This is a genomic window from Pseudomonas sp. W2-17, from assembly GCF_041060445.1.
Classification (GTDB): Bacteria; Pseudomonadota; Gammaproteobacteria; order Pseudomonadales; family Pseudomonadaceae; genus Aquipseudomonas.
Genome location: NZ_JAUFNS010000010.1, coordinates 25,947 through 38,291, shown reverse-complemented (window position 1 = coordinate 38,291; position 12,345 = coordinate 25,947). Strand labels below are relative to the sequence as shown.

The 12,345-nt window shown below is 62.0% G+C and carries 5 protein-coding genes; 2 read left to right on the top strand and 3 right to left on the bottom strand.

What is annotated here, in order from left to right:
* Positions 1 to 8 precede the first annotated feature (8 nt).
* Together QWI20_RS14255 and mfd are read right to left on the bottom strand one after the other, a co-directional pair.
* Positions 9 to 545 (bottom strand): CsiV family protein, encoded by a 537-nt coding sequence (locus tag QWI20_RS14255; protein ID WP_369306044.1) that lies wholly within the window; start codon positions 543 to 545, stop codon positions 9 to 11.
* Between the two features lie 9 nt (positions 546 to 554).
* The gene (gene mfd, locus QWI20_RS14250; protein ID WP_369306043.1) at positions 555 to 4,019 is read right to left on the bottom strand and encodes a transcription-repair coupling factor; all 3,465 of its coding nucleotides are present in this window, start codon (positions 4,017 to 4,019) and stop codon (positions 555 to 557) included.
* 169 nt (positions 4,020 to 4,188) lie between these two features.
* On the opposite strand from mfd, the gene QWI20_RS14245 reads away from it, so the two are divergent.
* A complete protein-coding gene (locus QWI20_RS14245) occupies positions 4,189 to 5,652 on the top strand; it encodes a glyceraldehyde-3-phosphate dehydrogenase (RefSeq protein ID WP_122538023.1) in 1,464 nt (487 codons plus the stop codon).
* Between the two features lie 510 nt (positions 5,653 to 6,162).
* Here QWI20_RS14245 and QWI20_RS14240 read toward each other — a convergent pair.
* The gene (locus QWI20_RS14240; protein WP_369306042.1) at positions 6,163 to 7,455 is read right to left on the bottom strand and encodes an MFS transporter; all 1,293 of its coding nucleotides are present in this window, start codon (positions 7,453 to 7,455) and stop codon (positions 6,163 to 6,165) included.
* A 296-nt stretch (positions 7,456 to 7,751) separates the two neighbouring features.
* Here QWI20_RS14240 and QWI20_RS14235 point away from each other — a divergent pair, with 296 nt between their 5' ends.
* Positions 7,752 to 12,314 carry a DUF6543 domain-containing protein gene (locus QWI20_RS14235; RefSeq protein WP_369306041.1) on the top strand — a complete coding sequence of 1,521 codons (4,563 nt, stop codon included), beginning with the start codon at positions 7,752 to 7,754 and terminating at the stop codon, positions 12,312 to 12,314.
* Positions 12,315 to 12,345 lie beyond the last annotated feature (31 nt).

Here is a 12,345-nt window from a genome sequence, read left to right as displayed (position 1 = left end):
GGCCTGCGTCAACGCGGAGGCTGGACGGGAGAAACCTTGATCAGCATGGCAAGGCTTCCGTTGTCCATATAAGTAAGTTCTCCGTTTCTGACGCGAGTGGCCTGACGCATGCGCTCGCTGGTCACCAGCACGCCGTGGCTGTCCAGCTGGTTGACCCAGAAATTCGCGTCGATGTCGGTAAAACGTGCCAGACCCAGGCTCACCGTACCCTCGATTGGGAAGTGGCCGAACTGCTCCTGGCCGTCGCTGATCGCCACCTTGCTCGGCGTGGCACTGAGGTCCTGTTGCCAGGCGGTGTGCAGCAGCACTTTATAGCCATCGCTCGATTCGAGCTTGTTCACCAGCGTATCCAGCGCCGTGGGCGTCTGGCTGTCCGCGCCCAGCCGTTGCGCCCCGGCGGCCCAGTCTTCCGGCGCGGGTTGATTGGTCGCCGCCGGCTCGCCGTTCTGGCGGAACAGGATCAGTTCCACCTGATAGGCGCCATCGGCGAAGGCCGCCGGGGCAAACAGCACCAGCAGCAGGGTGAAGGAGCGGATCAAACCCATGGTGAATCCTTAAGCCGATTTTTTGGAAGGCGGTGGGGTCAAGCGTTCGAACAGCGCCTCCAGTGTGGCGAAGCGTTCCTCGGGACGCTCCATCGGCACCATGAATTTGAACAGCGTGGCGCCTTCGAACTTGTAGCGTTTGGGCTGGCTCTGGATCAGCTTGATCAGCGTCAGCGGGTCTACCGGGGTCTCCGCCGCGAATTCGATGCGTCCGCCCTGGGGACCGGCATCGACTTTCTTGATGCCCAGTTGCTCGGCCTTCAGCTTGAGCGAGGTCAGGCGCACCAGATTTTTGGTCGGTTCCGGCAGCAGCCCGAAGCGGTCGATCATCTCGACCTGCAGGTCCTTGAGGCCCTCTTCGTCGGCGGCGTTGGCGATGCGCTTGTACAGAATCAGGCGCGTGTGCACGTCCGGCAGATAGGCTTCCGGAATCAGCCCCGGCACCCGCAGATTGACCTCGGGACCGCCACCCAGCGGCTGGTCGAGATTGGGCTGCTCGCCCTTGCGGATCGATTTGACCGCGCGTTCGAGCATTTCCATGTACAGGGTGAAGCCCACCGCCTGGATCTGCCCGCTCTGTCCATCGCCCAGCAGTTCGCCGGCGCCACGGATTTCCAGGTCGTTGGTGGCGAGCACGAAGCCCGCGCCGAGGTCCTGGGTATTGGCGATCGCCTCCAGACGCTTCTCGGCATCCGGGGTGATCTGCTTGCGCGGCGGCGTCAGCAGGTAGGCGTAGGCCTGGTGGTGACTGCGCCCGACCCGACCGCGCAACTGGTGCAGCTGGGCCAGACCGAATTTGTCGGCGCGCTCGATGATGATGGTGTTGGCGCTCGGCACGTCGATGCCGGTCTCGATGATGGTCGAGGCGATCAGCACGTTGAAGCGCTTGTGGTAGAAGTCGCTCATCACCTGTTCGAGATCACGCTCGTGCATCTGCCCGTGGCCAATGCCGATGCGCGCTTCCGGCACCAGTTCGGCCAGGTCCGCCGCGCATTTCTCGATGGTCTTCACGTCGTTGTGCAGGTAGTACACCTGACCGCCGCGCAGCAACTCACGCAGCAACGCCTCTTTCACGGTCGGCTTGTTCTGCTCCATGACGAAGGTGCGCACCGACAGCCGACGCGCCGGCGGGGTGGCGATGATCGACAGGTCGCGCATGCCGGCCACGGCCATGTTCAGGGTGCGCGGGATCGGTGTGGCGGTGAGGGTCAGGATGTCGACCTCGCTGCGCAGGGCCTTGAGCTGTTCCTTCTGACGCACACCGAAGCGGTGCTCTTCGTCGATGATCACCAGCCCCAGGTTTTTGATCTTGACGTCGTCCTGCAGCAACTTGTGGGTGCCGATGACGATGTCGATCTTGCCCTCGGCCAGGTCGGCCACGGCGGCGTTGATCTCTTTCGCCGATTTGAAGCGGCTCATCACTTCAACCGTCACCGGCCAGTCAGCGAAACGGTCGCGGAAACTGTTGTAGTGCTGCTGGGCGAGGAGGGTGGTCGGCACCAGAATCGCCACTTGCCGGCCGCCGTGCACGGCGATGAACGCCGCACGCATGGCCACTTCGGTCTTGCCGAAACCGACATCGCCGCAGACCAGACGGTCCATGGGCTTGGGCGCGAGCATGTCGGCGCGCACGGCTTCGATGGTGGTCTGCTGGTCCGGGGTTTCTTCGAACGGGAAGCCGGCGCTGAAGGTGTCGTAGTCCAGCTTCGGATCGGCGAAGGCATACCCTTCGCGAGCCGCGCGGCGGGCATAGATGTCGAGCAGCTCGGCGGCCACGTCGCGGACCTGTTCGGCGGCCTTGCGCTTGGCTTTCTGCCAGGTCTCGGAACCCAGGCGGTGCAACGGCGCGAGCTCGTCATCGCTGCCGGTGTAACGGGCGATCAGGTGCAGGTTGGTCACCGGCACGTACAGTTTGGCTTCCTCGGCGTAGGCCAGCATGAGGAACTCGGCGACCTGATTTTCGACTTCCAGCGTTGCCAGCCCCAGATAACGGCCGACCCCGTGGTCGATGTGCACCACCGGGGCGCCTTCACGCAGCTCGGCCAGGTTCTTGATCACTGCATCGCTGGCGTGGCTGTCGGCGCGCTTGTCGCGGCGACGACGCTGCATGACCCGCTGACCGAACAGCGGGCTTTCCGCCACCAGCGCCAGCGCTGGCTCCTCCAGCACCAGGCCTTCATCCAGCGGCGCGATGGTGATTGCCAGGCGCTCCTTGCTGTCGACGAACTCCTGCCAGCTGTCCAGGGTTTTCGGGCGCAGCTTCAGGCGTTCGAGCAGCTCCAGCAGCACTTCGCGGCGACCGGCGGATTCAGCGGTAAACAGCACGCGGCCCGGAAACTCGCCGAGGAATTTCGACAGCGCCGCCAGCGGTTGACTGGCCTTGGCTTCGATGGCCAGATCAGGCAGCACCTGCGCCGGAAAACGCTCGCGGCCAACGCCGCTTTCGACGTCGTCCTGGCTGGCGACCACCCGCGGCCAGTTCCTCAGGCGCGCGAAGCAGTCGTCCACCGGCAGGAACAGCTCGGCCGGCGGCAGCAAAGGGCGTTCGGGGTCGACACGGCGCTCTTCGTAACGGTTGCGCACGTCCTTCCAGAACGTCTCGGCCGCCGCTTCGATGCCCGGCATGGAAAACACCTGGGTGTCCTGGGGCAGGTAGTCGAACAGCGTGGAGGTTTCTTCGAAGAACAACGGAATGTAGTACTCGATACCGGCCGGCGTGATGCCGCTGTTCAAGTCCTGGAAGATCGGGCTGCGGCGGAAATCGACGTCGAAGCGCTCGCGGAAACGCGCCTTGAAGCGCGTCACGGCTTCCTTCTGCAGCGGGAATTCTTTCGCGGGCAACAGCCGCACCGAATCGACCTTGTCGATGGAGCGCTGGGTTTCCGGCTCGAAGGTGCGCAGGGTTTCGATTTCGTCATCGAACAGGTCGATGCGGTAAGGCAGTTTGCTGCCCATCGGGAACAGGTCGATCAGCGCACCACGGACGGTGAACTCGCCGTGCTCGTACACCGTGTCGACATAGCGATAGCCGCTGGCTTCAAGGCGAGTGCGCATGGCGTCGACGTCGAGCTTCTGGCCGACGTCGAGGACCAGGCTGCTGCCCAGCAGAAAACTGGTCGGCGCCAGACGGTGCAGGGCGGTGGTGATCGGCACCACCAGCACGCCATGCACCAGTTCCGGCAGCCGGTACAGGCTGGCGATGCGCTGGGAGATGATGTCCTGATGGGGCGAGAACAGATCGTAGGGCAGGGTTTCCCAATCGGGGAAATGCAGGACCGGCAGATCAGGGGCAAAAAACTTCAGTTCCTGCTCCAGTCGCTCGGCGCTCTGGCTGTCTGCGGTGAGCAGCAGGGTGAAGCGTTTCGCGGCGCTGGCAGCCTCGGCGATGGCGAGACTCAGGGCGGCACCGGGGAGGTTACCCCAATGTTGTTTGCCTGCTGCAGCAGGCAGAATCGGAAGGCGCAGAACGGGCACGGAAGTTAAAGCTCCAGGCGTTGCGGCAAAGCCGGGGAGTGTAACTAATCCGCAGAGACGCTGTCAGTTTTGTGCGCTCGCAATTATGTAGTGCTCCACGTCTTGGAAAGTCTGGATTGCTCATAAACAAAGGCCTGTGCATAATGTAGTCCCTTTTTTCAGCCCCTACATGTGGAAGGTTCCCGTGACTCAGAAGCCCGACCAGTGTCTTGGTGAATGGATCGATCGTGAAGCCCTCGCCGAGGCGATGATCCCGCTTATCGGTCAGCTCTACCGCAATAATAATGTGGTGAGTTCGATCTATGGCCGCAGCCTGATCAACCGTTCAGTCATCGCGATTCTCAAAGCACACCGCTTTGCGCGTCACCGCCAGGCCGACGCCAGCGAGTTGTCCGTACACGAGACGTTCCCCCTCGTCAAAGCCATGAGCGAGCTCAAACTGGGCGCCGCTTCGGTGGACCTGGGCAAGCTGGCGGTGAAGTACAAGGCCGAAGCCAATGGCCGCACCCCTGAAGAATTCATCCGCGAAGAAATGGCCGAAGTCATTGGCCAGCAGAACTCCGGCGAGCGCAAGGGCACTGACGTCGTACTGTACGGCTTCGGTCGCATCGGTCGTCTGCTGGCACGCATCCTGATCGAAAAAACCGGTGGCGGCGACGGCCTGCGTCTACGCGCCATCGTGGTCCGCAAGGGTGCTGAAAACGATCTGGTCAAGCGCGCAAGCCTGCTGCGCCGTGATTCGGTCCACGGTCCTTTCGATGGCACCATCACCATCGATGAAGCCAACAACACCATTTGCGCCAACGGCAACCTGATTCAGGTGATTTACGCCAAGAACCCGGCCGAGGTGGATTACACCCAGTACGGTATCAAGGACGCGCTGCTGGTCGACAACACCGGTGTATGGCGTGATGCCGACGGTCTGGGCCAGCACCTGCAGTGCCCGGGCATCGACCGCGTGGTCCTGACCGCGCCGGGCAAGGGCAAGCTGAAGAACATCGTGCACGGCATCAACCACCAGCAGATCACCGCCGATGACAAGATCATCTCCGCGGCATCCTGCACCACCAACGCCATCGTGCCGGTGCTGAAGGCCGTCAACGACAAGTTCGGCATCGTCAACGGTCACGTCGAAACCGTTCACTCGTACACCAACGACCAGAACCTGATCGACAACTTCCACAAGGGCGATCGCCGTGGCCGCAGCGCCGCGCTGAACATGGTCATCACCGAAACCGGCGCCGCCACCGCTGCAGCGAAGGCACTGCCCGAGCTGGCCGGCAAGCTGACCGGCAACGCGATCCGCGTTCCAACGCCAAACGTCTCGATGGCCATCCTTAACCTGAACCTGGGGACGGCGACCACTCGCGAAGAGATGAACGAATACCTGCGCCACACCGCGCTGTATTCGGATCTGCACAAACAGATCGACTTCGTGAACTCCCTGGAAGTGGTGTCCACCGACTTCGTCGGCTCGCGTTACGCCGGCGTCGTAGACGCTGAGGCGACCATCGCCATGGATAACCGCGTTGTGCTGTACGTCTGGTACGACAACGAATTCGGCTACAGCTGCCAGGTGGTCCGCGTGATGGAAGAAATGACCGGGGTCAACCCGCCAGCTTTCCCGAAGTAGGTTGAAAGCAGCGGTAAGCGGTGAGCTGAAACGCTAAGCACAAAAAAACGCCCCGACTGGTTCGGGGCGTTTTCATGTGTGAGCAAGTCCAGCGAACTGGCAGAAATCCCGAGGCGACCCACGATCCTGTGGGAACGAGCTTGCTCGCGAAGGCTGACTTTCATTCCCCAGAGAAAATAGCTGGCTGTCCCGGCCTCTTCGTGAGCAAGCTCACTCCCACAAGTCTACGAACCGGCTGAAATCCCGAGGCGACCCACGATCCTGTGGGAGCGAGCTTGCTCGCGAAGGCTGACTTTCATTCCCCAGAGAAAGTGGCTGGCAGTCCTGGCCTCTTCGTGAGCAGATCTCACTCCCACAGGGACCGTGTTTGCTGCGCGACCGCGCGGGTTCTGGACAACGATGGGTTGCAGTGACACTCATGTCATCTGGAAATAAAAAACGCCCCGACTGGTTCGGGGCGTTTTTGTTTTTACTTGCTGCTTGAAGCTTGCCGCTTACAGCTCTCGGCGATCAGCTCACCGCCGTCACGCCCTGAATCCGTGTCTGACCCTTGCGGAACAGCACCAGCGTGGCGATCAGGCCCAGTACCGCAGCGCCGCTCAGCCAGATGCCCGGTGCCGCTTTGTTGTCCAGCACGTGAATCAGGTAAGTACAGGCCGCCGGCGTGAAACCGCCGAACGTCGCGGTCGCCAGGCTGTAGGCCAGGGAGAAGCCGGTGGTGCGCACTTCAACCGGCATGATTTCGGTGAGGGAAACCACCATCGCGCCGTTGTACGAGCCGTACAGGAAGGACAGCCATAGCTCGACCATCAGCAGGTTGCCGAAGCTCGGGTTGGCGGTCAGCCAGGACAGGGCAGGGTACGCCGTGATGATCGCCAGAATGGTCGCCGCCAGCAGCAGGGGCTTGCGGCCGATCCTGTCCGACAGCGCACCCATGACCGGCAGCCAGATGAAGTTCGAAATACCGACGCAGACGGTCACCAGCAAGCTGTCCAGATCAGACAGGTGCAGCTCGTTTTTGCCGAACGTCGGGGTGTAGGCGGTGATCAGGTAGAACGACACCGTGGTCATGACCACCAGCGCCATGCCGGCGATGACCAGTCCGAAGTTCTGGCCGATCGACTTGACCACTTCGCCCAGGCTTGGGCGGTGGTGTTGCGCGCGGGCTTCGAACTCAGGGGTTTCTTCCAGCGAGCGACGGATCACGAAGATCGCCGGAACGATCAGGCAGCCGATCAGGAACGGTACGCGCCAGCCCCATTGGCCCATGTCTTCCGGGCTCAGCCAGTGGTTCAGACCCACGCCCAAAAGACCTGCGAAAACGACGGCTGCCTGTTGGCTTGCCGACTGCCAGCTGACGAAGAAGCCCTTGCGCCCCGGCGTGGAAATCTCCGCCAGATAAACCGAGACGCCGCCCAGCTCAACGCCGGCCGAGAAGCCTTGCAGCAGGCGGCCAATCAACACCAGGATCGGTGCGGCAACGCCCAGGGTCGCGTAACCCGGCACGCAGGCAATCAGCACCGTACCCATGGCCATCATCGCCAGCGTAATCACCAGGCCCTTTTTCCGGCCGTGATGGTCGATGTAGGCGCCGAGGAAAATCGCACCCAGCGGGCGCATGAGGAAACCGGCGCCGAAGGTCGCCAGCGACAGCATCAGCGATGCGAATTCACTGTCGGCGGGGAAGAAGGTTTTGGCGATGGCCGTGGCGTAAAAGCCATAGACCATGAAGTCAAACATTTCAAGAAAGTTGCCGCTCACAACGCGAAATATCGCCTTGCCTTTGCCCGTGTTCGAGGCCATCTGGAATTACTCACTTAGCTGTCTAGCTGGGGGGATCCGTTATATTTATGCGTCCTCTGCTGCGGCGCCCGCGCTTGGCCTCGAGCACCCCAGATTTGTAACGATATGTGTAAAGCTGGCGGTTGGCAATCAGAACGCCCCGCCCATCGACCACGGACCTCCCGCTGCGCCCGCGTGAAAACAATATTTATGTATCCCATCGATGGACTCATTCCCGGTTTAACTCTCCGCAAATTCTCTCAGTGCCTCACGAGGCCCTGAGCGATCCTCAATACATTGCACGAGTTAACTGGCCAATGAGCTCAACCCTTCATCTGGTCGCTGGGGTTTCCCGGCGACCGACCTTGCATGACGTCGCGATCAAACAGCTGCAATCCGCGCTGCAAGAACAATTTCCGGACCTTGAAATCGCTCCCGAGATTTGCGTCATCACCCGAACCGCCTCCGACGGCACCCAGCGCGCGGAAACGCTGTTGAGAAATCTGCAGCAGGCATTCCTGACCGGCAAGACTCCTCTCTGGCGCTCCGAGGCCAACACACTGGTCATCGATCCCGCCATCCAGGACGCCACCCCGACGCCGATCGATTTTGATCAGCTGAATATTCTGATCGATACGGTTGCTCTGGGGCTGAACGAGCAGTTCCAGCAGGCGCTGATGGATTTCTGGGAAGCGCCGGCCGCTGATGGGCAGAGCCCCTGGGCGCAACTGTCCGATGCGCTGAAGAAGGGCTATCTGCAAGCGTTGAACGACACCCCGGCGCTGCACGACAACGAGCGCGATTTCCTTCGTCCCATCGCTTATTTTCCCGACCAGACCCAGCGCAGCTTCATGCTGAGTATCGACGAGGCCCATGCGGACGACGTCATTCGCGCCTGCATCCCCCAGGCAGTGGACCCTTCGTCACCGGCGTCAGTGCTGCCCGTGCTGGCAGCGACCGGTATGTGGGGCGGCACGGAGATGTTTCTCACCTGGCAGTCGCCGGGTCTGATCGTCAGGCATGGCTCGCTGACAGAACTACTGGCCAGCATCGATACTTCGCCGTCAGCCACCCACCCCGAGACCTGGGCACTGCGCGAGGTTGAGGGAGACCCGTTCGACGCATTGGCCCAGTCAATCCTTGCCTGCCAATTGCAGCAGATCACCCGGCTCGATCACGCCGACGCAGAGGATTTTGCCGATCTTGATCGCCGGATGACCACTGCCACAGACATCACGCCTTTTCTGATCCCCGCCATCCCTGGGATGGAAACCCCCGAAACCCTTCCTGACTGGTTGCGCAACGCCAGCGTTGCCGACCGCATGGATTTCAGCCGTCGAATGATTGCGTTGGCGAGCACTCCAGCGAGCGCAGGGAGCACGTTCAACGAAGACATGCCGCCGTTGCTCGATTACGCCAGTCAGCAACTGCAGCGCGAAATGCTCGCCGATCACCCGGAGGCCGCAGATCTGCTGATAGCCGATCTGGACGTCGTTATCCGCAAAGTGGTCGCCGCCGCGATTCCCGGCGGTGGTCAGGTGGTCACCTCGGGCGTGGTCGAGCCAGTGCGCATGAGCCTCGCCGAGTTTGCTCTGGAAAACCTTTCCGGCGAGCCGGCCGGTGCGCTGCACGTCGTGCACAGGGACGGCACCCCGGCGCCGGCCTGGTTCAGCGCCGATTATCTGCGGCTGCTGGTGTGTCAGGTGGACATCGGGCGCCACTACCCCGCGCTGCTGAAACGGGTGCTGGTGACTGACCCCGGTGAATCCGCCAAGCATCAGGCGGCGTACATCGAGCAGCTTCGCGCGCAACTGCCACTGCGGGCGCTGGAGCTGAAAATACGGAGCGAGGGGCACTTTTGCGACAGCGCCTGTCAGCGTGTTGCCGCCCTCGTTCAGCCGTCGGAACAGCGTCCTTCAGCGCTGCGCAACACGACGCTGCGTCCGCTGGCATTCCGCGCAATGGCTGGCAAGAAAGCTGATGCAGTCGCCAACATGTTCGTGATCGGTGACCGCGATACATCCAGGGGCCCGTTGGTGCTGTATCGACCGTTTTCCCGTCATTCGCTGATCGAATTCGAATCCTGGGCAGCCCTGCGCGCCGCCATCGTCGAACCCGGTGAGCTTCAGGACGATGTGCTGACGTGGATGGACGATCATCCGCGGCAGGTGTACGGCAATGGCGGCTTCGATCAGCCGCACATCGTGCGCTTCGGTCAGGGTTCGGAGTTCGCACCGCTGGAAACCCCGGCGCCTGCGCAGTTGGCTGTCGACGAGGTCGGCGGTGACCCGCTGGTTGCGCTGTTCAAGGCCAATGCAGCCGCGCTGGTCGAGCTGGCGGACAGGCAGTCCACGTCCAACGCCGAAAGTCGCTGGGCCTTGCTCAAGCGCGGTGGCTGGCTGGCGCTGGAGACCCTCATGCCGGTTGTCTCCGGCCCCGTCGGCAATGCGCTGTGGCTGGTGCAGATGATGAACGAGGCGCAAGGGGCCCTGGCCTCTGAGCGCAATGCCACTGACCGTGATCGTGAAGAGTCCATGAGCAATTTGCTGCTCACCGTGGCGATGTTGCTGCTGCATAGCACCCAGGCTAATCGTGTCATCCCGGCGCGCGGGCGAGCAGCAGGGGTAGTTCGGCCGAATCTGGCAGACCTGCTGGCAGCACCCAGTCCGACCCTTGCCGCGGAGACAACGCCTGTAGTGGAGACGAACCCGCTGCCCGGCACAGTGAGAACCCAACTGGATTTTTCCTGGTCGCGCGCCGACCTGAGCCTGACGGCTGCCCAGCAGGTTGCGCTGCAGGCGTTTGAAGTCCGGCCAGCACCTTTGCTGCCGGAGCCATCAGGCGCCGCTGGCACCCAAGGGCTGTATGAGCTGAATGGCGCGTGGTACGCGCGCATCGATGGCGCGGTGTACAGGGTTCAGGTCAACGACCACGTGCAGATTGTCGACCCGCGAAACGATGAATTCACCGGGCCCTGGCTTGCGCGTGAGAGTCAGGTCTGGCGTCTCGACCTTGGGCTGCGCCTTCGCGGCGGCGGCCCCAAGCGCAGCGCCCGGCAACTCGCGCTGGAAAACGCCGCCCGACTCAAGCTGGCCATCGCGGAAAAGTCCGAGCTGCTCAAGCGCCAGAACGATCTTTACATCAGGATTGTGGAGAACGACAACCGTATCGATGCCCTGCCGCTCGAAAGGCACCATGAGATCACTTCGTTGCTGGAAGCAGACATCCGCGCCGTGATGGAGATCATCGACCGCAAAAATGCCATCGACCAGTCATTGCGTCCTGCCGATCGCACCCCTGACAAAACCTATGCCAAGGACCTGCAAGGCATCGTCAGGCGGATCTGTCTGCTTGAGGGCGTGCTGCTCAGCGACATGCTCATCGTCGCCAAAGAAGAGTTGGCCCGGATGCGCGCCGTGTCCGGGATTCTCTCTCTCGAGAATGTCGGGATCTATCTGGGGCTGTTCGAGAAGTCCCTGGTGCTGCAAGAGAGCGGAGTTCACTGGGCGCTGGTCAGAGAAGGGCTGTGGCAGCGGTTGCGCGAGGTGCCGAAAGTCGGCGAGGCATACTGGCGCACGGAGGCGCTGGAGTTTTACAACAACCGGATGTTCTCCCTCGTCGATTGGCGCGCCAGTCGCATGTGGTCGTCCCTCGAACTGTGTTTCAACGCCGAGACCATTCTGGATACCCACAGGGCGGTGACGCTCAAGCGCATGCTCAACGACGACTCGCTGCACTCGGCGCTGAGCTCTCAGGCCGAGCTGGAAAGGCCACACGATTACACGATCGCCGAACAGATCGCTGTGCTGGAAAGCTCCCTCAGGGAATATGACCGGGCCTCGATAGTCGCCCTAGCAGCCTTTGAAAGTGAGCCCGAAGCGCTCAATACCGGGCATTTCAACCGTTTCCTCGAGGATCTTTCGTTGATCTCCGACCGCGCCGAGCATCGGCTTTCGGACCTCATTCGCGAGAGCGAGGAGCCCGCCGAGACGCTTGCCGAATATGTTCCGCGGGCGGCTCAGACGCGCAAGCGGGTGATCAAGACCCGAAGCCAACGCACGTTGATTGGCCGTCTGCGCGAAGGTGAAGAGCCTTCACTGGGTGAAGTCGTGGAGGTCAAGGACGCTGCCGGTGATCGCGTCGTCGGCACGTACCACCAGCACGCGGAAGGGGAGTGGGTTGAACTCGAGGACCAGCGCCGCCAGCCGGTCAATCGAGAGAGCATCGTCCCGCCCGCAGAACTCATGCGCCGCGGACGCGCCTTGCTGGAGCGGGTCGAGCCCGATATCGCCAACGCAGTGCGCCAGTCTCGCCGGGCCAATGAGCCCGAGGACATGGAAGACATCCTGGTGCAAAAGGCCGACAAGCTGGGTGAGCTGGCGGAGAAGCTGCAGATTCATCTGGACGATCCCCACGCGGAAGACAGCAAGGGGCAGTCAGTCCAGACCTTGCTGGACGATTTGCGCGGGGCCGAACAGCGATTGCGCGAGCAGGGACGTCAGCTGCGTATCGAGATGATCAAGCGCCAGCCGCCCACGGCCGGTCGCATCAGTTATCTGGATCGACAGCACGAGGTGCACATCGCCCGGGTTGACGGCCGAAAAAATATGTCGGGTGCCCGCCGCAACGACTTCGTGCAGGAATACGCCATTCGCGACAGGGAAGACCATCTGCTGTGGTGGGCGCATTTTCACTACGCCAGCGATGACGCGGCGGCGGATGCCTTCACCGCAGCGCACCTTAAACTGCCGGAACAGCGGCTGATGGGTTACAGGGCGATGCTCACGGCGGCCAAGGACAACAAGGAAGTGGTGAGCATTTATCGCAGCGCCATCGGCAAGGAACTGGCGCAGCGGTTGTTTCTCCATCTGGCCGAGTAAATTCCAGGGCCGCTGGAAAGGCAGTTGTCCG